This is a genomic window from Rothia sp. 11254D007BW, assembly GCF_053548195.1.
Genome location: NZ_JBPWPK010000001.1, coordinates 730983 through 752085, shown reverse-complemented (window position 1 = coordinate 752085; position 21103 = coordinate 730983). Strand labels below are relative to the sequence as shown.

At 54.2% G+C, this 21103-nt stretch carries 17 protein-coding genes; 2 read left to right on the top strand and 15 right to left on the bottom strand.

The window, feature by feature from the left end:
• Positions 1–264: 264 nt before the first annotated feature.
• The 5 genes from ACEE43_RS03445 to ACEE43_RS03425 form a co-directional block, all read right to left on the bottom strand.
• Positions 265–1017: an SDR family NAD(P)-dependent oxidoreductase gene (locus ACEE43_RS03445; RefSeq protein ID WP_449106915.1), complete on the bottom strand. Its 753-nt coding sequence runs from the start codon at positions 1015–1017 to the stop codon at positions 265–267.
• Positions 1018–1238: 221 nt separating this feature from the next.
• Entirely contained in the window at positions 1239–1841 is a 603-nt protein-coding gene (locus ACEE43_RS03440; protein WP_449106914.1) for a DUF1349 domain-containing protein, read from the bottom strand.
• 248 nt (positions 1842–2089) lie between these two features.
• Complete coding sequence (locus ACEE43_RS03435; protein WP_237185622.1) at positions 2090–2356, bottom strand: type II toxin-antitoxin system RelE family toxin; 267 nt, start codon at positions 2354–2356, stop codon at positions 2090–2092.
• On the bottom strand, positions 2353–2607 hold the full coding sequence (locus tag ACEE43_RS03430) for a type II toxin-antitoxin system Phd/YefM family antitoxin (protein WP_237209365.1): 255 nt from the start codon (positions 2605–2607) through the stop codon (positions 2353–2355). The genes ACEE43_RS03435 and ACEE43_RS03430 overlap by 4 nt, the downstream gene beginning before the upstream one ends.
• 381 nt (positions 2608–2988) lie before the next feature.
• Positions 2989–3783: a MerR family transcriptional regulator gene (locus ACEE43_RS03425; protein WP_449106913.1), complete on the bottom strand. Its 795-nt coding sequence runs from the start codon at positions 3781–3783 to the stop codon at positions 2989–2991.
• A gap of 167 nt (positions 3784–3950) precedes the next feature.
• On the opposite strand from ACEE43_RS03425, the gene ACEE43_RS03420 reads away from it, so the two are divergent.
• A complete protein-coding gene (locus ACEE43_RS03420) occupies positions 3951–4988 on the top strand; it encodes an ImmA/IrrE family metallo-endopeptidase (protein WP_449106912.1) in 1038 nt (345 codons plus the stop codon).
• Positions 4989–5063: 75 nt separating this feature from the next.
• Here ACEE43_RS03420 and ACEE43_RS03415 read toward each other — a convergent pair whose 3' ends face one another.
• Positions 5064–5432, bottom strand: coding sequence for a hypothetical protein (locus ACEE43_RS03415; protein ID WP_449106911.1), 369 nt, complete (start codon positions 5430–5432; stop codon positions 5064–5066).
• 278 nt (positions 5433–5710) lie between these two features.
• On the opposite strand from ACEE43_RS03415, the gene ACEE43_RS03410 reads away from it, so the two are divergent.
• Complete coding sequence (locus ACEE43_RS03410) at positions 5711–6163, top strand: prevent-host-death protein (RefSeq protein ID WP_449106910.1); 453 nt, start codon at positions 5711–5713, stop codon at positions 6161–6163.
• Positions 6164–7569: 1406 nt separating this feature from the next.
• On the opposite strand, the gene ACEE43_RS03405 is transcribed toward ACEE43_RS03410, so the two are convergent.
• The 9 genes from ACEE43_RS03405 to ACEE43_RS03365 all read right to left on the bottom strand — a co-directional run bounded on the left by ACEE43_RS03405 (position 7570) and on the right by ACEE43_RS03365 (position 21089).
• Positions 7570–8562, bottom strand: a complete 993-nt coding sequence (locus ACEE43_RS03405) for a hypothetical protein (protein ID WP_449106909.1) — start codon at positions 8560–8562, stop codon at positions 7570–7572.
• Positions 8563–9639 (bottom strand): restriction endonuclease subunit S, encoded by a 1077-nt coding sequence (locus tag ACEE43_RS03400; RefSeq protein WP_449106908.1) that lies wholly within the window; start codon positions 9637–9639, stop codon positions 8563–8565.
• On the bottom strand, positions 9636–11117 hold the full coding sequence (locus tag ACEE43_RS03395; protein WP_449106907.1) for a type I restriction-modification system subunit M: 1482 nt from the start codon (positions 11115–11117) through the stop codon (positions 9636–9638). Before ACEE43_RS03395 ends, ACEE43_RS03400 begins: the two co-directional genes overlap by 4 nt.
• A gap of 38 nt (positions 11118–11155) precedes the next feature.
• Positions 11156–14533 carry a DEAD/DEAH box helicase family protein gene (locus ACEE43_RS03390; protein ID WP_449106906.1) on the bottom strand — a complete coding sequence of 1126 codons (3378 nt, stop codon included), beginning with the start codon at positions 14531–14533 and terminating at the stop codon, positions 11156–11158.
• A 171-nt stretch (positions 14534–14704) separates the two neighbouring features.
• Positions 14705–16627: an ABC transporter ATP-binding protein gene (locus ACEE43_RS03385; protein WP_449106905.1), complete on the bottom strand. Its 1923-nt coding sequence runs from the start codon at positions 16625–16627 to the stop codon at positions 14705–14707.
• Entirely contained in the window at positions 16624–18378 is a 1755-nt protein-coding gene (locus tag ACEE43_RS03380; RefSeq protein ID WP_449106904.1) for an ABC transporter ATP-binding protein, read from the bottom strand. The genes ACEE43_RS03385 and ACEE43_RS03380 overlap by 4 nt, the downstream gene beginning before the upstream one ends.
• 676 nt (positions 18379–19054) lie before the next feature.
• Positions 19055–19669 carry an energy-coupling factor transporter transmembrane component T family protein gene (locus ACEE43_RS03375; RefSeq protein ID WP_449106903.1) on the bottom strand — a complete coding sequence of 205 codons (615 nt, stop codon included), beginning with the start codon at positions 19667–19669 and terminating at the stop codon, positions 19055–19057.
• On the bottom strand, positions 19666–20472 hold the full coding sequence (locus tag ACEE43_RS03370; RefSeq protein ID WP_449106902.1) for an energy-coupling factor ABC transporter ATP-binding protein: 807 nt from the start codon (positions 20470–20472) through the stop codon (positions 19666–19668). Before ACEE43_RS03370 ends, ACEE43_RS03375 begins: the two co-directional genes overlap by 4 nt.
• A gap of 14 nt (positions 20473–20486) precedes the next feature.
• Positions 20487–21089, bottom strand: coding sequence for a biotin transporter BioY (locus ACEE43_RS03365; RefSeq protein ID WP_377129459.1), 603 nt, complete (start codon positions 21087–21089; stop codon positions 20487–20489).
• Positions 21090–21103: the final 14 nt, after the last annotated feature.

Here is a 21103-nt window from a genome sequence, read left to right as displayed (position 1 = left end):
GGGTGGGGTGTGTGGTTTACCCAGTAGCATGACAGGCTATTGTGAACAGGGTGCAAATGGCGGCAAGATGGCGAGAAGATGTCTGGTAAATGAATAATGAAAACTTTTAGTCGCCGGTTTTCTGCACATTGCGGCGAAATCAAGCGAGCGTGCGCCGTTTCGCTGAGTGTGCGCATGGCCTGTGCACGCTCAGCGATATGACGCACGCTCGGTTAGGGGCGTAGCGGAGCTAAAAAATTTGGTGCTAGAGAAAAATCGGTTTAATTAAACTGCGTTATACCCACCGTCTACTAGATAGTAGGAACCGGTGACAAAGCTGGCAGCATCTGAGAGCAAGAAAGCCACCACATTGGCTACTTCCTCAGGAGTGCCAAGCCGTCCCATGGGGTGTTTAGCAGTAAGTGCTTTAAGGGCATCATCACTGACGTTCTTCAGTAATGGAGTATTCACATACCCAGGACCAACAGCATTTACGCGTAGACCCAACGGCGCATATTCTACAGCCGCAGCTTTGGTAATTCCGTCCACTGCATGCTTAGTTGCTGTATAAGCCGGGGATCCAATTGAGGATGTGCGGGAGTGGATGGAACCAACATTTACAATTGCGGAATTCTCAGGATGCTTGAGCATTTCTTGAGCCTGGGCCTTGATGCCGTAGAAAACGCCATTTAGGTTGATATCGATAGCCTTGTCCCAATCAGCAATATCGATATCTTCAATCTTGCCAGTAGGGCCGGTAATGCCCGCGTTGTTGACAGCTAAGTGCAGGGCTCCATACTCTTTGACGGCTGTCTCAACTACCTTGACGTGATCATCATAGTTAGAAGTATCAGCCTGAAGGGCTGATGCTGTGCCACCGGCTTGAATAATGGTTTCAGCAGTTTCTTGTGCAGCATCAAGATTGATATCAGTAACTAATACGCTCGCTCCTAACTCGGCAAGTTTGAGCGATATTGCGCGTCCTAGTCCGGAACCTGCCCCTGAGACTGTGGCGATCTTTCCAGTGAAATCTATCATGGTATTTCCCTTCAAGTGGTGTCATCTTTGACGATACCGGGCGATGTCGTGTTACATCGTCTGGTACTTGAAGCCTACACCCATTTAGTTCACTAGTAAACTAAAATTTATAGTTATGACTTTGTAGCCACTCCAGATGAAGTTAGCTTATCGCTTCTACAGTCGCCCTAACCTGTGCAGATGAGCTGCGGCGTCCTCGCCCTGCTGGGCCAATTTCAGGCTTAGGCATCCGGTTGCTGCCCATCATGGGGCTGCCAGGCACAGTCTGTTAGCTCGAAATCCGTGAAGACAGCGGTAAACGATGAGTCTTCGGGGGAGCAGGCGTAGACCCCAAAACTGATCTCTTCACCCGCATCCGCCAGGTGGCAGATGCGCATCTGGTGCCAGGTGGTGCCATCGAGAGAGTTCTCAATGCGGAAGTCCTGGCCCCTGCGGCTGAGCCGGTACCACATGTAGCCGGTTGATGCCGGTATCTCTGTGGTGGCCCAGTCGGAGTAGCCGCCGTTGGTGACGACCGACCCCAGATGCTGGAAGTCCTCATTTTCGTATTCGATGGAACCCTTGATCCAGTTTTCACTGTCGAGGTAGACAGCTACACCGCACTGGTCAAAGCGGTGCTGGGCGGTATCGAAGCTGGCCTTGACGATAAAGGAAAAATACTGGTCCCGGGTTCTGGTTTGCAGGACCGGTGCGTTGTCGTTGCGGAAGTGGTAGTAGGTGCGTTGCCAGAGGTCAGTGCCGGGTTCGGTGGTGATTTCTACCCGGTCACGGGTGACGGTGTAGTGGCGGGGCGGGCGCGTCCAGGTGAAGGTGGTGAGGTCCATGTCTAGTCTCCTTATTTTCTTCGCTATTTAGAGCCGGTCAGGGGCGGTTTATAGGGGTCAGACTACTTTTCCAGCGCGAGTGTGCGTCATTTCGCTGAGCGTGCGCACGGTCGGTGTACGCTCAGCGAAATGACGTACGCTCGGTTAGGGTTTCTTGTGGGCCATGTGCTTTTCCATAAAGGAGTCTTATACCTTCAACCAGCTCAAATAGTAATTGGTTGGTATAGCGAGCTGGGTGAGCCTGTTTTCTATTTTTTATAGACTTCTCGCCGGTGACCGATTGTTAGAACCAAGATGATGAGCCGGCCTTCTTCGACAGCGTAGATTACCCTGTAGTTGCCAACTCTAAGTCTGAGTTCGCCATCTCCTCCAACTATTTTCTTGATCCCTGGCGGGTATGGGTTTGAGGCAAGCTCTTGGATTTTCTTGGCAATGCGGGTCTGATCGTTTTTATTGATTTTGCGCAGTTCTTTTGCTGCAGAAGGTTTGAAGGTAACTGAGTAGTTAGCTGTCATGAAAGCTTAATGCCGAGCTCTTCCATGAGCTGGTCAAAGGGGATTTCGTCTTCTTCTTGGCGGGCTTGACGGGCTTTAGCGGCATCAAGTTTATCTTCGAGTGCTTCGAGTGCTTGATCGAAAAAGACGGGGGAGACAAGGACGGCTCGGCGGCGGCCTCTGCTTTCGATAGCAACGGGCTCTCGCTGCACTTCGTCAAAGTAGTGGCCGAGGTTCTGGCGAAATTCTGCTGTTCCGGTAGTTGTAGTCATGTACTAAATGTACATTACGTACAGGGTAAGGGCTATGGCTGAGCAAGAATTTTTTCCCGCCAGTAGTCCTCAACGAACCAGAGGTGCCCGGCCATACCGGCTAGGGTCATGCTGCTGGGGTACAGGGACTGCAAAGGACGCTCTCACCCAGGCAGGTGCCGTCCGCGCCCCGGAGCTTACGCAAGAATATCCCCTGTTGAAAACGGATATAGCCAAGCACCAGCTCTTTTTCGGAGCCGGTCAGGGGCAGGTCTGTAAAGGGCATTTTTATAGGCTCAATTTACCGGCGGTACAACGAACGTGCGTCATATCGCTGAGCGTGCGCACTGTCGGTGCACGCTCAGCGATATGACGCACGCTCGGTTAGGGGAAATGCTGTAGTTAGTCCCAGGTGGGGTTAGTCAGGTCCACCCCGGCACGTTGGGCCTCTGCCTCGATAGCATCAGCCAGCCACTGGGCTAGGCCCGCCTGCTGGGACTCGTAGTAGCTGGTGAACCGCTCATCGGTAATATAACCGCGCGAGATCAGGTAGTGCTTGGCGGGGGTGACGGGGAAGAACTCGCTCAGCAGCTGACGGTGGGCGTGGACGAGCTCGCCAGCCTCGTCGCTGTCCGTCGGCAGGCCGCGGCGCACGGCATCCGCTAGTTTTCCGTCCAGCTCAGCGGCGCGATTCTTGTAACCCGCCCAGTCGGCCTGGCTCCAGCTAGCGGTGCGCTGCTGGCTGATGGCCCAGTCATCTGTGCCGGTGTAGCGTTCCTCAGCTTCTGCCTGGTAATTGGCGAAGTTGGCGTCGCCGAGAACTTCGCCGATTTCGGTGAGGGTGAGTTTCTTGTTCGTCATTTCGTTCTCCATGAGGGTGTCGATAGCAGTGACCATAGCGGAGAGCTGCTGTTGCTGCTCCATGAGGGCCTGGCGTTGCCTGCGGAGGTGCTCCAGGCTGGTTGAGCTACTGGCCAGGGCTTCTTTAATGTCGGTGAGTTTCATGCCGGTTGCCCGGTAGATGAGGATCCGTTGCAGGGTCGCAATATCGTCGGGAGTGTACAGCCGATAATTCGACCAGGTACGCTCAGCAGGGGCAACGAGCCCGAGGGATTCCCAATGGTGCAGGGTGCGCACCGTGACACCGAGAGCCTGCGCTACTTCCCCTACCGTGTAGAGGGTTTCTTGATCCTTCATGTTTCCATTGTGGGGTCTAACGTGGCGTGAGGGTCAAGCTCGAACTAAGTTAGGTATCGACCGTAGCGAAATTCCTGATATTGGTGGCGGAGACGATGAGTTCCAGATTGCATAGCAGTTACCCTGAGCGTGTTGCCCTCGCCCGTAAACGGCGGGGGCATACCCGTGTGTCTTTGGCACAGGAACTAGGGGTAACAGACCGTACTACTCAAAAGTATGAAAAAGAGGGCGCCCCTGATTCAGCAGTCAGCCAGTTAGCTCAAGTTCTTGGGTACCCGGTTGAGTATTTTTCACGCCAGCCACAGGTGGCGGTTGAGGTTGATGCTGTTAATTTTAGGGCTGGTCGTGCGGCTACTCGCAGTGCGCGTGATTCTGCCCTTGCAGCAGGCGTTACCGGTATTGAGATAATGCAGTGGGTGGAGGATAAGTTCACCCTACCTTCAATTGTCGTGCCTTCATTTGAGGGAATAGCCCCGAGGGTAGCTGCTCAGTTGCTTCGTGAGGAGTGGGGTCTAGGTACTAGGCCCTTACCGAATTTGGTGCAGTTGTGCGAGTCGCGGGGTATTAGTGTGATGGTGCTTCCAGACGCTGCCATGCAGGTTGATGGCTTCTCACTCTGGTATGAGGGTAAGCCCTATATTTTTGTTGCTCAGCAGAAGACTCCCGAGCGAGCTAGGTTTGATATTGCTCATGAGCTGGCCCATCTTGTGCTGCACCGGTTTGCTCCTGTTGATGATTCTTCGGCGGTGCAGGAACGCGAGGCGGACGAGTTTGCGTCTGCCCTGTTAATGCCTGAGTCGCTGTTGGCTGACTATCTTCCTCATAATGCTTCGGCGGACGATCTTGTAGAAGCCAAGTACATTTTTCAGGTATCTGCCTTTGCCTTGGCAACCTCTTTGCATAAGAGTGGGCGGATGACTGAATGGATTTACCGCAAGGTGTGTATTGAGTTAACACGCCGGGGTTATAGGGACGGTGAGCCTGAGGGCATGGGAGCCTTTGAGCAGTCCAGGCTTTTCCCGCAGGTGTTCGCTGCTGATAAGGGCGGTGCTGTGACGGCTGAGCGTATTGCTGCTGATCTTGCGGTGCCGGTTGATGATGTGCTGACTTTGACGTTTAGTACTCGTCTGCGACTTGTGCAGGGGGAGGGCAAGGCCGAAAAGCATGGTGAGAGCGGACGCCCGGCGCTGCGGGTAGTGCGTTAAGTTGAACCCCGATTAGTTAATAGTTAGGGTGTGTGCGCAATTTCGGTTGTTGTCTTGCCGGGGTAACTGACGGCGCTATTTCTGCCGAAGGTCCTTTTCTGGCAGGCTGGGGACTAGCTCGAAGAAACGCTCAGTCATGGCGAGCAGTTTGCCTGTTTTAACGAAGCCAGCGATGGTGCCTTCACTGAACCGCTCGCCGCGTCCTGCCATGAAGAAATAGAGGGTGAGGTCAGCCAGGCCGCATTCCTCAATGGGGGCGGGGTCCTGGTGGTTCTTCAGCCAATTGCTGTAGGGCTCGGAGCCAACACCCATGACGTCGGACAGGAAGGTCATGGCGTCAGAGATTCCGTTCCACAACCACGGGGGAACATCCGAGTAACCTAGTCGGGCGGGGGAGTCCTCAGCGGGGCTTGTTTCTGCACCATCTTTTAAGTTGTGGTGCATGAGGGAAATATCGTCGAAAAGCTGTTCAGCAGTTTTGTTGTCCCTTAATCCCATATACCTATTAAGCCAGATTAGAACAGAAAATCGAAGGGATATCAGCGGTTCGATGTTCAGTAGATATCTTCGATATTGCCGGGAAGTCCACGGTGCGGTTTGGGTGCAGGGTATTGCCCGATTTCACGGATGATTTCGGTATACCAGCCTCCAGTACTGCCGGTCATAAGTACAACACCTAAGAACCTCTTGTTTTCAGAACTATTTCTGAATAAGCTGTTTGTATGTCTACTCTTACCTACGCTCGAACCTTCAATTCCTCAGAGCTGAGCCGCAATCCCAAACCTGTTTTTGAAGCGGTAGAGTCTCAGCCTGTTCTTGTGACCCGTCGTGACGGTGAAAACCTCGTACTGATGACTGAGCATGAGGCAGACGAACGTCGCGATATGTTTGCGATTGCAGCTCAGATTATTGCTGCCACAACACTTGAGGGTGGTTCACTGGCTGAACGTATGGCCACTGTTTTCCCCTGGATGCTGGCTCTTAATGCTGAGGATCGTGAGCTTTGTGCCCGTGAACTAATAGATACGGCCCGAGCTGCTTTTGCTACCAACCAGCCAAAGACTTTGCTGGTAGGGGTAACGAGCTGGTTTGAGTCCGCAACTGCTCTAGCTGCTGGGCTGGATAAAGTGGAACCTAAATGGTTGGCTGAACCGGTGGCAGCAGAGGCACCTTAATGGCAAAAACTTCTCGGGTTGAGCGACCACTACGTAAATCGGAGTATGAAATTGTTTATGCGAGTACTCACGCCCAGAAAGGTTGGAGAGATTTAAAGGCTACGGTTCCTGGTCCTCTTGTGGACACCTGGGAGTGTCTTACTAAGACTCCAATGGAGGTCTCGCCTAGCAACTATTGTTTGCGTGGAGAGCTGGGGAAGCTTACCTATCAAGGAAGACAGTTTGAACGCTGGCAGCACAAACCAACTTTAAAAGGTGGCGCGAGAATCTGGTTTTTTGTCGATGAAAGCGCACGCCGGGTTTATCTTGAGAAAGTGTTTACCTCTCACCCGAATGAAACTAAGTAAATGAGTTTGGTTTGTGCTATGTAGATGGAGTTGTACAAATGTGACTATCTGGCGGACTGGAGAAAGTCTTTGATATGTAACCCCTGGGGAAATATATGAGCGTAAGTATCACAATCCACCCGACGAATTGGAATAAACCTACTTCCCAAGAGATAATTCGTCGGGCTGAGGCGTTTGCCCGTCGACTGAGTTGCAGTGTACGTTACGAGTTATTTGGATGAAGTGGGCGAAACCCGCAAGATGTGATAAATCCGGCCATAAACCAACCTCTCATTAGCTTTGATTATAAGGACGTCGCGACAGGAACCTTTCTAGGTAATATCGATTTTTCCTGTACCTGGATTGATGATTAAGTGCCCCACCCACTACAGGAACAAGATGTTGAGCTATGGAGTGATGTGTATACCGGCCACCCGGTCTTAGAGATAGAGGGTAATGCTTCTTCTGCTTCTATTGACCTGGATCGCGGGGTACCCTGCATCTTTAATTACGAGTGTATTCGGTTAGGCACAGGTATACATAGAGTAGCGTGCTGCGCTTTCATCACAACGCTTGCTGATATATTTGGTGGCCATATATTCGCATGATGGAGGTTTGCCATTCGAATCAAATGGGCGAATCACAGAAGAGTTTCTTATTTGGTGTAAAAGGAATCTCGAGAGCAAATTTTGAGGTAGTGATTCTAGGAGGTCTCTAAGCTGGATTGAAATGTGTAGGACCGTAGATATCTTATTTGGAGATTTAATTAGGTAAGGATTATGAAGCTGTCGAAGTTGAACGGGGAACGAAGCAATTGGCTGTGCGTATGTTCTGGTATCTTCCAACTCAAGTCATAGCGATCGTCGCAATGGGGCTAAATCAAGGCATTAGTGCTATTGGTGTGCAATGAAAACTGCGAACTCATAGGTGGGTCATCAACGAGCTGGCTCTTATATCCTTAGCAGTAGTTTTTGGGTGCCCGGTAGGCGCCGCATAAAAATATTTATTCAACCCTTCTGGGGAAGAAATAATGTTAACATACCCAAGGCTTTAATTTACGAAATTCGTATTCAAGGTTTATCAAATAATGTATTCGGATGGAACGTCAAAATTTTTACTATTTTTCTTAGATGTGACTTTCTGAATTTTTTGACCCTTTATAATAAAAGGAAGATCTCTTCTAAAAACTATTTTATTGTCAACAGTGGAATATCCATCTGGGACTGCATCTGATACAGCAGCTCTAGATAACTTTTCTTCCACAGAGAAGCCGTAATCCCAAGAAGTCAAGCCTTTATTTTTGGATAACCACTTCCGGTACTTTTTAGAATTCTCAAAAATTATTCTTTTTTTATACTCCGATGGGCTTTCTCTTATGGTTACATTCTGTCCAGTGAAGTACTCGGAGTAATGTTGGTAGACATTCCTTATAACTAAGTCAGTCTCAATATCAGGCAGTGACCATCGCCCAATGATAATTTTTGAAAGTAAAATAAATGGTAATGTAAAAAATAATATTGTTAACCATGAGAAGATGTTACTTTGCAGAATTTCTGAATTGTCACCATTTGGTGACAGTGCTAGCGAAATTGTAGAGAAAACCAGGAGTAAAATAGCAAATATCATACATAGAATTGATAGTATTCCGATGATGAGTCCAAAAAACTTTAAAAAAGAATCGATTTTGCTACCTCTGGCTGCATTTAGATCAGGAAAATCTTTGTAGCTTGAAACATTTTCAGGAATATGAAGCAGCTTCTGTCTGGCGATTGGATCTTGGATTCCTAGAAAAGCAAGTTGAGACTCAAGTGCTGATTTATGGATTGATCTCTCGTATTCTTTCTTTAGTCTATTGATATTGATATTTTTAATATCTTTATTAGAATTATGGTTGATGATGATTGACTGAATTTTTTCTAGGCGTAGCAACTCAGGTGGTAAGCCTTTGTTTTGATTTTTTATGGTCTTTGAGACATTTTGTGACGCTATAAATGCAGAGGACACACCCGCAAGTGACGCAATAGCGGTAGTGAGTAAAGCTCTGGAAGTTTCAGGTTCTAGGAACCAATTCATTTATATCTTTCCTATTATTTTTGAAAACTTATTCTGGTGGGCCAATGGGGGGATGGGTATTTTTAGTTCTTGCCCGTATTGCTTCGCATTAATGTTGGGTTGCGCAACAACATTTTGTTTAGATTTCACCCATGCCCTATAAGCTGGAGTCTGTGTATAGGAAAAAATATAGTCGGGATTTACTAGATTTCTATTTAGTTTAAATTTTATTAGATACCCAGCGTGAATCGCTTTTTGTGTTTCGTCCTGAACAAGAAAAGTTTTACCCACGGTTGCACCTGATCGTGCAAATAAGAGATCTCCGGGCTTTAATATGTATTTTTCCCAATCAGAATTGCTTCCAGCCGGTGAACGAAGATCGTTATTAAGTGAACCGTCGTCATTGATATCTGTAATTCTGATATATCTTGGTTTATCAGAGTTGTATTCTTCGCTGGCGAGATTTGCTCCGTAGGTTCCTTTGCCAAGTGATATTTCGTTTAGTGATAATATGGGATAATCTTTTCCTTCAAACATTGTGGAAAAAACTGCTGTTTTCAGTTCTTTTAAAAGCTCCTGCTGGCGCTCACGCTTCTGAGCAATCGTTGACTGAAGGTCGCGAATCTTAACCTGCTTTGCCTGCTCTTCTAGGGGAGGAAGGTCGAGCTTAATATTCTCCACTGTCTTTTTGGATAGCTCCTTGAACGTCGCACCTACGCCAAGAGATTGTAGATACTCTTTATGGTCAATAAGCCAGTAATACAAAAATTTTGGCAAGATCTGGTCACCAGGAATCAGGCTTTTAAAACCCTGGTTAGTTGCCATCGGAACAGTATTGATAGCAACGTGACCGATGGGGGCTCTTGAACTCAATAACACAGAGTTCTCTGGAAGCAAGTTTGTAGCACAGCTATTGAAACCAGCCTCAGTAATTTTTCGTGGAGTCTCAGAGATATATGCGCCTGAAAGCTTACTTAAATCAGCAGGGGTTACCCAATTTATATCCCCATCCCAATACTCTTCAACTGAAGTTTTGGGGGTAGCACCAGACACAACCTGGCAGACATCGCCGAGCCTCACCGTCCTTGTCTCGCTCACAGCCCCATCACCTTCTTCAGCTGCTCAATGTGCTCGCCAATTTCGCGCTGGGTCTGCTCCAGCTCCGCAATAATCTCCTCCGGGGAGCGGTAGGCCACCTCTTCAAAAACCAGCTCCTTATAGCGGTTAATAGAGAGGTCATAGCCCTGCTCCACAATCTCACTCTTCGGCACCGTAAAAGACTTCTCCGTGCGGGTCCGCTCACGCTCAGCCCCATCACGATCAGCCCAGTGCTTCAAAACCTCCGGCAGGTCATTAGCCTCCACTGGGTTCCGCTTGTCATCCAGGCTGAAACCATCAGCCTCAACATCAAAGAACCACACCTCGTCAGTGCCACCCGAATTCGTCTTCGTAAAGAACAAAATAGCAGTCGATACACCCGCATAGGGCTTAAAGACCCCCGAAGGCAACTTCACCACAGCGTCCAGCTTCTGGTCCTCAACCAAGGCGCGGCGGACGTCCTTATGAGCCTTCGACGACCCAAACAAAACACCATCCGGCACAATCACCGCAGCCCGTCCACCGGGCTTCAACAACTTCAAAAACAGGGCCAGAAACAGCAGCTCAGTCTTCTTGGTCTTAGCGACCTTCAACAAATCCTGACTGGTTGCTTCATAATCCAAGCTCCCCGCAAACGGCGGGTTTGCCAGAATCAAAGAGTACTTCTCGGCGTCCTCACTGGCACCCTCACTCAGAGAATCACGGTAGCGAATATCAGGGTTATTTACCCCGTGCAACATCATATTCATCGACCCAATACGCAACATGGTCGAATCAAAGTCATACCCGTGGAACATACCCCCATGGAAATGCTCCCGGTGCTTCGCACTCGTAAACGGGTCCCGATTCTCACGCACCCACTCAGCAGCAGCCACCAAAAAACCAGCCGTACCGCAGGCAGGGTCCACAATGACGTCCTCAACATCAGGCGCCATCATCGCCACCATCAACTCAATAATGTGACGCGGAGTGCGGAACTGGCCATTCGTGCCCGACGTTGCCAACTTCGACAGCATGTACTCATACAAGTCGCCACTCGTATCAAGATCATCAAGAGCTATCGCGTCTAATTGATCAACCACCTTCGCCAGCAAGGCAGGGGAGGGAATGCGGAAAGTTGCGTCCTTCATATGTTGCGAATAAGTGGACGCCTCACCACCCACCTGGCTACCCAAATTCCGTAAGAAGGGGAAAATGCCAGTATTCATCAGGTCAAACATGACCTGCGGGTCCTGATTCTTAAAATTCTGCCACCGCAACAGCTCCTGACCCTCACCGAACACCGGGTTCTCCACCGGGCGGCCAGTCAACCGAGCCTTCTTCTCAGCACGGGTCTGCGCATCATCCAAACGACGAATAAACAGCAGATAAGTCATCTGCTCAATAACCTCAAGCGGGTTAGAAATACCGCCCGACCAAAAATCATTCCAAATACGATCAATACGCGATTTAGTCTCGCCCGAGATTGCAATAGCCATAGCTCTAAGTATATGGGGTCACAAGCCCCTACACCCTGCTAAGCCACCTCGGCCGTAGCCCTGATACGGTTGAGAATAGAAACAATCTCAAAGGCGTCATCGTCCCCGAACATCTCAAGCGGGTCACCCAAACTTACATAGGGGTCCTCATAGAGACGCGACGGGTCAACCGTGCCATTCTCACTCAGCTCATCCACAATGCGCTGCACAAATCGAATCTGCGTCGCCGAATACCGCGACTCATCCAAAAAGACTGCAAAAGCCGCCCGGGCCTCGTCCCTGCTCAAACCCACCAGCGAGCGCACAAACACACCCAGACCCCCAGACTCACGCGCTACCTGCACATTTGCAGGCCCGCCAATACCCGAAGCATCAATCAAATCAGCCAGAGCCGCAAAATCCTCGTCCGTCAGCTGCTTGCCGCGAAGAACCTTCTGCACAGCAACTGCATCCAGGTGCTCGCGCAGGTACTCCTGCATTTTCTGCTCAAACCGCTCCTGGTTCATACCCACCTGGGTACGCACCACTTCGACCTCTACCGGGTCGATAAGCTCGTCCTGAAAATTGGTGTAGACAATCTTCTTCTGACCCTTATCAAGCAGGTGGGTGACACCGCGCAGCTTCTTGCGCATGAACTCCAGCAGGGCAGGGGAGACATCCACCCACCAGTCATCTGCAGCCAACTGCTCCAGGTGGGGCAGGACGGCCGCGATGGCAGGAACCGCTGCCTTAGTCAGCAGATCCTCGGCCAGGGTCTGGGCCACCTCTTTGGCACGGGCTAGTGCGGCAGAATCACCGGTGAGGGCAGACAGCTGGGCCCCAAGCATGAGCAGGTCAAACTGCTTAGCCTCCAGGGTTCCTTCGACCTGCACCGTTGAGGCAACAGCCCCCAAACTCAGCGCCAACTCGGCCTCAGCCTCAGAAAGTTGCGCCCAGGCATCCGCGGATGCAAAGCGCTCCACCGCTGCCCGGTGCGGGCGCACCAGCACATTGCCCATATCCAACCTACCCACAAAGGTAGCCAGGTCAGAGCGCACCGCCACCGCGTAATCGTCCCCAGTACCCACGGTGCCAGAGCCCACCAGGGCCCGGGCCAGCCTCACCCGAGTTTCAAACACCCGCTGAGAGACAGGCTTAGCCAGCTGACCCTCAGAGCCGGGCAGATCCTGGCTGAAATACTCCAGGTTCTGGCAGAAATCGAAGACCAAAAAGTCCGTCTTATCGGCCCCGGGGCCAAAAACATCGGGAGCCAGGCGGGTACCGCGACCCAGCATCTGCCAGAACTTGGTCTTCGCCCGTACCAGCTTGAAAAAGACCAGGTTCAGAATCTCGGGCACATCAATGCCGGTATCGAGCATATCCACGCTAATAGCAATACGGGGCAGAGACTCCGGTTCAGAGAACTTCTCAATCGCTGACTCTGCCGCATACGTGCGGTTAGTAATCACCTGGGCGTAGGAGCCGCCGTAACCGGGGAAGAGCACGTTAAACCGCTCATAGATAAAATCAGCGTGGGCCTGGTTCTTGGCGAAAATGATGGTCTTGCCCAGCAACTCACCGTCAGCTACCCGGTAGCCGTGCTCCATGAGCGTGGTCAGCACCTTATCGACCGTATCGGCGTTGAAAAGAAAGCGGTTCAGGGCCTCGCTGGTAATCTCATCGGGCACAGCATCGCCCCAGTCGGCAGACTCCCACTGCTCCTGCTCAGCCTCACTGAGCTGGTCATAGCGGATGCCCTCACGCAAGAAACGGGTACCCACGCTAAAGCCCCGCGCCGGCACTAGATAACCGTCGCTGACCGCCTGATCGAGGGTGTAGGCATCGGTCGGCACGCCGGCCTCCAGGTCAAAGAGAGCATAGGTATTGAAATCAACCTCGTCCTTAGGGGTAGCGGTGAGCCCCACCAGCAGGGCGTCAAAGTACTCAAAAATCGCCTTGTATTTGGCATAGACCGACCGGTGAGCCTCATCGACCACAATCAGGTCAAAATAGCCGGGACCGAATTCGCGCAGGGTAGCTTCACCCTCAGCCCGGGTGCGGTTGATGATGTTTAGCATGGTGGGGTAGGTGCTAGCATAGACCCGGCCATTGGCCTGCCTATCTTCTACTAGATTCACCGTAGCCAGGTTGGGAAGGTGAGCCTTGAAGGCCTTGACCGCCTGGTTGACCAGGGCAGTACGGTCAGCAAGGAACAACACGCGCTTGACCCACCCAGCCCGCGACAGCAAATCCACCAGGGCGATGGTTGTGCGGGTCTTACCCGAACCGGTCGCCATCACCAACAGGGCCTTACGGCGGCGGGCATCAAATGACTCAGCCACCGACGCAACAGCCCGCAACTGATAGCCGCGCCCCGCAATCTCAGTGTTGACCTGCTGCCCGCTCAACTGCTGGCGGCTAGTCCTGCGCTCAATCATGAGGGCCAGCTCATCCTCGGTGAGGAACCCCTGCACCTCACGCGGCGGGTAACCGGCAGCGTCATCCCACAGGTAGTGGGTATAGCCGTTGGTATAGAAAATAACCGGGCGGACGCCGGTCGCCGCCTGAAGAGCGTCCGCATATGCTTTGGCCTGGTCGCGACCAATATCTACTGACTCCCGGGCCCGCTTGGCTTCGACCAGGCCGAGGGGGCGGCCGTCCCTGCCCCACAGCACATAATCAACTCGACCCGACCCGCTGGGAGTGGGCAAACCCGTCACCGGGTACTCGCGGTCCCGCTTATGAGCAAGGGGCCAGCCAGCTTCGCCCAGGAGCAAATCGATGAAGTAGTCGCGGGTCTCCGCCTCGTTGTAGTCGTGGGTATCTGGCAGGGTCTTAGCCGCCTGGGCTTCAGCCAACTGGGCTCGAAGACGCTCCAGCTCGGCGTCCATAGCATCCACCCTCGCCTGGTGCTCAGCTGCTATCCTCTCCATCTCAGCCGTGCGCTCGGCCTCAGCCTCAGCCATGCGCTGCTGGGTCAGAGCTCGCTGCTCTGCCTGGCGACGCAGCGTGGGAATCAGCTGGCGGTCAAAAGCCTTGCCCATAGGAGCTAGGGCTGGGGTTGCCGAATGGTTGTACACACCCCAGACCATCAGGTGATACAGGTCGGTCACCGCCCGCTCGGCGTCCCGGTCAGAAAGGACCCTCCGGGAGTTATGGGCCGCATCGTTTCCCAGGTGGCGGATAGTCTTGAACTTCAGGCGCTTGTCATTATCGAGAAATACAGAGAAAGCCTCATTGCTGGTCAAGGTCGCCAGCGTGGCCTGCTCCGTCCGATAGATGCCCCGCACTCGGTAAATATGCTCAACCAAACCCTCGATAGCCCGCCGGGCGTAGAAGCAGGCGGTGGGCGCGTCCGTCACCAGATAGCCCTCGGCCTTGGCACAATCCTGGTAGAGCTCCGGCAGGGCCTGGTAAACAAAAGCAAAGTTAGACATAGCGCCTCGTGACTGTGCGAGAAGGTGTAGGTGCAATCACACATATTTTAGCCTGGTCAGCGCTTGAAAGGGGACCTCAAAACCTCAAAGGGACCGCATAATATGCGGTCCCTTTTTGGAAATCAGGTCCCCTTGGGAGGCGGCCGTGAGCGGGAGCCTGCTCCGCCCGCCCTAGTCGCTAGCCCCCGCGAACTGCGAGTTATACAGCTCAGCGTAGAAGCCACCGCGCTCCAGCAGTTCGGTGTGGGAGCCGGATTCGACGATGTCACCGTCACGCATAGCGAAGATGACGTCGGCGTCGCGGATGGTGGAGAGACGGTGGGCAATCACGAAGGAGGTCTTACCAACCGCCAGCTGGCCCAGGGCACGGGCAATCAGCAGCTCGGTGCGGGTATCAACCGATGAGGTTGCCTCATCTAGGATCAGCAGCGGCTTATTGGCCACCATAGCCCGGGCAATAGTGACCAGCTGCTTCTGGCCGGCTGAGAGCTGGGTCTGGTCGGTCAGCACGGTGTCGTAGCCATCGTGCAGCTGGGTGACCAGCTCGTCCAGGCCCACCGAGGCCATCACCTCATCAAGCCGCTCCTGGCTTACCTCCCCAGCCCCGTAGACCACGTTCTCCCGCAAGGTTCCCTCAAAGAGCCAGGTATCCTGTAGCACCATGGCAAAGAGAGAGTCCACCTGTTCGCGGGTCAGATCGGTGGTAGGTACCCCGTCAATACGAATCTGGCCCGAGTCCAGTTCGTAGAAACGCATGAGCAGGTTGACCAGGGTGGTTTTGCCAGCACCGGTCGGGCCCACAATCGCGACCTTCTGGCCCGGTTCTACCGAGGCGGTAAAGCCGTGGATAACTTCCTTGCCCGGCTCGTAGCTGAACCGCACGTCCTCAAAGTCCACCGCCCCGCGCACCGGCTGATCCAGGGCGGCGGTCTTGGCGGACTCGTCCTCCAGCTCCTCTGCCTCTAAGAACTCAAAGACGCGAGCGCCAGCGGCTGCCGCCGACTGCAGGGAGGTAGCCGACTGGGCCAGCTGGCCCAGGGGATTGGTGAAGAGGCGGACGTAGACGATAAAGGCCACAATCACGCCGAACGTGATGCTGTTGTTGAGAACCAGGGCGGCACCAACCACGCAGACCACCACATAGCCCAGGTTGCCGATGAAGCCCATGAGGGGGAACATGAGGCCCGAGAAGAACATGGACTTCCAGGCCACCCGGTAGAGGTCGCTATTGCGGTCGGCAAATTCGGCGCGGGCGCCTGCCTCCCCGTTGTAGGCGCGAATCATGGAATGGCCGCTGAGGGTTTCTTCAATGTGGCCATTGAGCTTACCGAGTAGCTGCTGCTGGGCCACGAAGTATTTCTGGCTGCGGGCCAGCACGAAGCCTGAGGCGACGATACCCAGCAGAGAGGCAACAATGGCAGCTAGGGCCATGCGCCAGTCGGTTACAAACATCATGATGGTTGAGCCCACCAGGGTGACCACACCGGTGATGGTGGTGGCCAGGGAGTTGTTGAGGGTCTGCTGAAGGGTGTCCACATCGTTGGTCACGCGCGAGAGGGTATCGCCGGTTGAGCCCCTATCCATGTAGGCCAGGGGCAGTCGGTCAATTTTGCGGTCCAAATCGTGGCGCATGGAGCGCGATACCCAGACGGTCGAGCGGGCCATAATCTGCCCCTCCACCAGGCTCAAGAGCAGGGAGGCCACCAACATGCCGATTGAAATCCACATCAGGCGGTAGATTTCATCCATATCCAGCTGGCCGGTGAAGCCCTTCTGAATCTCGTCGGTAATCGCCGAAAGGAACTGCGGGGCAACAATGGTAAGAACAACCCCGATGACGGCAGCGACGATAGCGACCACCATGCCGGGTAGCACCGGGCGCAGGTAGGCAAGGAGCTTGCCCATAGTCTGCTTAAAAGGGGCGGACGCCTGCCCCGGCAGGGCGTGGCGCGGCGGCCCGCCGGGCCCGCCGTGACCTCCGGGACGCCCTCCCTTCTCGCTTTTGAGCTGGCTATCGCGCAGCTGGCCTGCAGACTCAAGACCCCTGCGGGCTGACTCTAGCTCTTCGGGGGTAAAAACTGGTGACTGGCTCATGAGCGAAGTTCCTCCTCAGAGAGCTGGGACAGGGCAATATCCTGGTAGACCTCGTTGCTGGCCAAAAGTTCCTCGTGAGTACCGGAGCCGACCAGGCGGCCCTTATCAAGCACCAGAATCTTATCGGCCTCCCGTACCGTACCGATACGCTGGGCCACCACCACAATGGTCGCCCCCTTGGCGGAGTTCTTGAGCTGACTGCGGATATCCCGTTCAGTCTTATAGTCCAGGGCCGAGAAGGAATCATCAAAAATCATGATCTCCCCACCACGGGCAAAGGCCCGAGCCATGGACAGGCGCTGCCGCTGACCACCTGAGAAGTTCTTACCGTTTTGGGCAACTACCGAGGCGTAGCCGTCCTCCTTCTTGCCCACGAACTCAGCTGCCGCAGCTGCATGAGCTGCCGCCACCACGTCCTCGGCGGTCACCTCCTGCAGGCCCTCACCCAGGGCAAGGTTAGAGGCCACCGAGCCAGAAAAAAGCACACTCTTTTGAGGCACATAGGCCAGACGGGCTCGCAGGTCCTTCTGGTTCCAGTTACGCACATCAACACCGTCCACCAGCACCGCGCCCTCGCGCACATCGGCAAATCGCGGAATCAGATTCACCAGGGTCGACTTACCCGAGCCGGTCGAACCAATAATAGCTACCGTCTCACCCGGGGCTGCCGTAAAGGAAATCGAATGCAGGGCATCGCCGTCAGCCTCGGGGTAACGGAAGCTGACATTCCTAAACTCCAGGGAACCTGCCGGGGCCACACCAGCGCTGACCCCGCCGTCCATAATTGCCGCCTGAGTTGTCAGAACCTCGCGGATACGGCGCCAGGCAACCAGCGCTCGCGGGCCCATCACAAAGATAACGGTCATCATCATGAAGCTGGTGACAACCTGCAGGGCGTAGGTAGAGAAAACAACCATCTGCCCAAAGAGGGTGACGCGCTCGGTCAAGTCGGCTGTACCGTTAATCAGCACAGCACCCAACACATAAATAGAGAGCGACAGGCCGGTCATAATGGCTGTCAGCAGGGGCATGATGAAGGCCATGGTGGAGCTGATGAAGAGGGTGGTGTTACGCAGGTCGGTATTGACCTCCTCAAACCGCTCCTCGTGGAAGGCGCCGGTGGTGTAAGCCCGAATAACCCGCAGGCCGGTCAGGTGCTCACGGGTGACCCGGTTGAGGCGGTCGGTGATTTTCTGCATGCGCATCATGCGGGGGATTGCCAGGCCCATGGCGACACCCAGCACCAGCAGGGTAGCGAGGACGGCGATCCCGGTGGGGATGGTCCATGTCAGCGACTGGGTAGCAATTTTGGAGCTAGCCCAGAGCGCCATGATGGGGGCCTTAATGCTCATCTGCAGGCCCATGACCACAAACATCTGCACCTGGGTCACATCGTTGGTGGAGCGGGTGATAAGGCTGTCGGTGCCGATGTGATTAACTTCTGCACTGGAGAGGTCAAAGGTTTTGTTGTAGACCCCGGCCCGCAGTCGCCGGGCTAGGGTGGTACCGAAAATTGCGGTGCAGAAGCCGGTGATAATGGCACAGACCATAGAGGCCAGGGCTGCTGCCAGCATGAGAGTGCCGTCTGAGGTGACGTCCTTCAGCTCGGACCCGGGCGTTGAGATGGTGAGGGTGATGTTTTCCATGTACTCGGGTACCTTGAGGTCAAGGTAGACCTGAGCCACGATGGACAGCACCGCCACCAGGGCGAGTAACCATTCTCGCCGGTGAATGAATTGGGTGATTTTCATGGAATCCTAGGGCGTTTTCGTCAAAGAAAAAAGGTGCATCTCTGCACCTTCGTCCTTTCTATTATGCCCTAGGTAGAGCGGCTAGATGTTGGTGAAACCGGTAACGTTGAGATGAGAAAGCTGGCTTCTTCTAAACTTTTTACCCAATTTCCTATGGCCTCAGAACGATACGAAATAAGGTTCAGCATGACGGCTAAATCTTCAGTCAGGTCTCGGGTGAAAACAGGTTCGTAGTGTGCGATCCGGTTTCGAAGTGTTCGTATTCTTTCGAGCGTAAAAGTTGCTGCCAGAACTCAAGCTTGAGCTCGGTAATCACTTTGCCTGTTGTCGTATAACTTGACCTAGTACGTATTAGATCTTGGCTTTGTCTGTGCGGAGGCTTATTCATTAGGGTAGGTGGAGCAGGCTCGCAGCGAAGCTGCTGGCTCGGGGCTGGCGTGAATCGCATTGAGAGCGAAGCGAACCATGCGAGAGGGTCGGCAGCGAGCGCGAGCCTGTGGAACCCCTTATGAATAAGCCTCGCGGTAGCGACTTCACAAAACCTTGTATATAGTTGGTCTCACGAAGCTAGAGGATTTAGCTGGAAGCAGTTTAGCTTTCTCCCCCTTTAGCACAAGATAATTATGAAGAGGAGCCAGGTCTGGCTCCTCTTCTTTTTATACACAGTAAATCATCTTTATCGGTCAAGGCCCCGGGCGGCCAGGGCGTCGCCGGTTTCGTGGGCGTAGGCCACCGTGGCAATCACCAGGGGGATGAAAAGCCGGAACTGGGCGACCTTGATCCCGCGGGCGGCCACCGCCGCCTGAATCAGCTGCCAGCTATCCATAATCACCGGGATAGAGCGCACCATCAGGGCCAGAGCCAGCCCCACCCGCTCAGGGGAGCCGCCCACCCACTTCAGGGGGGTGCACAGCCAGATAAACCCGTCAATCAAGACCGGCATAGGGGTTGACCACAGCAGCACCTTTGAAGCTGCAATCATGGTGAGTAGGGTCAGCAGGACGTCTGCCCCCGACTCTAGCTTGCTGCTGACCAGGTAGTAGACCAACAGAATTGCCAGCAACCAGGAAAGAGAAACCAGGGACTGCGCCCAGGTGCGCCAGGGAATTTTTGCCAGGGCCCCAAGAGCTAGCACCAGCGCGAGGGCTGCAAGGCCAAACCCCCAGTGGCTGGTAGCTGCCAGGTAGATGCCCAGCAGAAGAATGAAGACACCTTTGACCCACAGGGGTGCTCGGTGTACCGGGGTGCTGAGGGGCTTATAGGTGCCAAAGAGCTGGTTGGCAATGTTCATGCCCGACCCCCGGGACGTTGGGGGTCAGCAGGTTCAGGTGGGGCGGGGAAGTCCGTGGCACACCAGCGCTGGTAATCTGCCAGGACGGCTTTCGCCGGCCCCTGCGCCAGCAGGCGGCCCTCGTGGATAACGATTGCCTCATCGCAGGTAGCTGCCAGGTCAAGGTCGTGGGTGGAGATGACCTGCTGCTGGGGAAGTGAGTCGAGCAGGTCAAATAGTCTCAACCTATTCTTGAGGTCTAAAAGCGTTGTGGGCTCATCTAAAAGTAGAACCTTAGGGTTCACTGCAAGTACGGCTGCCAGGGCGGTCAACTGCTTTTCACCGCCTGAGAGGTTATAGACAGAGTCAAAAGCGCGGTGCTCAACCCCGCGCTCAGCAAGGGCATCCAGGGCGGCGGCGCGGCGGGCGTCCTTGCCTTTGATGTGCTGAAGGGAGAGCTCGACATCCTCAACCCCCGTGGGCATGACCAGCTGGGCACCGGGGTCTGAAAAGAGCATGCCCACCCGCGAGCGCACCGCGGTCAGGTTCTCACTGACACTCACCCCGTGAACACTTACCTCGCCTGAGGTCAGGGTGGAGAGCCCGTTGAAAAGCCGCAAGAAAGTAGATTTGCCCGAGCCGTTGAGACCCAACACCGCGGTGCGCGGGGCGGAAAGCTCCACGGTAATTCCGTGCAGGAGGGTGCGTTCGCTGGTGCCGGTATCGACGGTGACGGTAGCTGAGCGAGTGGCAAGCAGCCCGTCGTCCGAAAACCGAGCCGACGGGCTTGTAGCGCTTGCGCGTGAAGAGCGAGAAAAAAACACGGGCTCTATCGTACCTAGCGGCGGGCCAGGGTGGGGAAGGCCCGGTGCACAGCCAGGGTAACCAGCACGGCTACCAGGCACTTAATGAGATCGCCGGGGATGTAAATCAGGGCAGCGGCAACGGCAGCACCCAGCTCAAGGTCGGCGTTGATCATCATGCCGGCAACACCAAAGACCTGGATGATGGCAAAACCTGCGAGCACAGCCACCACAAAGGCTCCAAACAGGCCGGCCCCGCTCATACGGCGGCGCAGGGCTGCGTAGGCAAGCCCACCGGTAACCAGGGCACCGGGAATAAAGCCCAGCAGGTAGCCAAAGGAGGGAGAGACAATGGTGCCGAAGCCGCCGCGTCCGCCCGAGAAAACCGGAAGGCCAATCAGGCCAGCGACGACATACAGGGTAACGGCAAGGGCAGCGCGGGTGCCACCTAAGGTCAGGGCTGCGATGTAAATCGCCAGGGTCTGGAGGGTAATCGGAACAGCGGCCGGGCCCACCGGAATAGCGGGCAACAGGGCACATACGGTAATAAAAGCGGCAAAAACAGCGATAAGAGCCAGATCGCGACCGGGATTGGCAGCGGCGCGCGCCGGGCGCGCGGAAGTCTGTGATGATGTCATGCCCACTACTATAA

Coding starts and splice junctions, on each gene's coding strand:
- ACEE43_RS03445 (WP_449106915.1), bottom strand. CDS start 1,017: ATGATAGATTTCACTGGAAAGATCGCCACAGTCTCAGGGGCAGGTTCC.
- ACEE43_RS03440 (WP_449106914.1), bottom strand. CDS start 1,841: ATGGACCTCACCACCTTCACCTGGACGCGCCCGCCCCGCCACTACACC.
- ACEE43_RS03435 (WP_237185622.1), bottom strand. CDS start 2,356: ATGACAGCTAACTACTCAGTTACCTTCAAACCTTCTGCAGCAAAAGAA.
- ACEE43_RS03430 (WP_237209365.1), bottom strand. CDS start 2,607: ATGACTACAACTACCGGAACAGCAGAATTTCGCCAGAACCTCGGCCAC.
- ACEE43_RS03425 (WP_449106913.1), bottom strand. CDS start 3,783: ATGAAGGATCAAGAAACCCTCTACACGGTAGGGGAAGTAGCGCAGGCT.
- ACEE43_RS03415 (WP_449106911.1), bottom strand. CDS start 5,432: ATGCACCACAACTTAAAAGATGGTGCAGAAACAAGCCCCGCTGAGGAC.
- ACEE43_RS03410 (WP_449106910.1), top strand. CDS start 5,711: ATGTCTACTCTTACCTACGCTCGAACCTTCAATTCCTCAGAGCTGAGC.
- ACEE43_RS03405 (WP_449106909.1), bottom strand. CDS start 8,562: ATGAATTGGTTCCTAGAACCTGAAACTTCCAGAGCTTTACTCACTACC.
- ACEE43_RS03395 (WP_449106907.1), bottom strand. CDS start 11,117: ATGGCTATTGCAATCTCGGGCGAGACTAAATCGCGTATTGATCGTATT.
- ACEE43_RS03390 (WP_449106906.1), bottom strand. CDS start 14,533: ATGTCTAACTTTGCTTTTGTTTACCAGGCCCTGCCGGAGCTCTACCAG.
- ACEE43_RS03385 (WP_449106905.1), bottom strand. CDS start 16,627: ATGAGCCAGTCACCAGTTTTTACCCCCGAAGAGCTAGAGTCAGCCCGC.
- ACEE43_RS03380 (WP_449106904.1), bottom strand. CDS start 18,378: ATGAAAATCACCCAATTCATTCACCGGCGAGAATGGTTACTCGCCCTG.
- ACEE43_RS03375 (WP_449106903.1), bottom strand. CDS start 19,669: ATGAACATTGCCAACCAGCTCTTTGGCACCTATAAGCCCCTCAGCACC.
- ACEE43_RS03365 (WP_377129459.1), bottom strand. CDS start 21,089: ATGACATCATCACAGACTTCCGCGCGCCCGGCGCGCGCCGCTGCCAAT.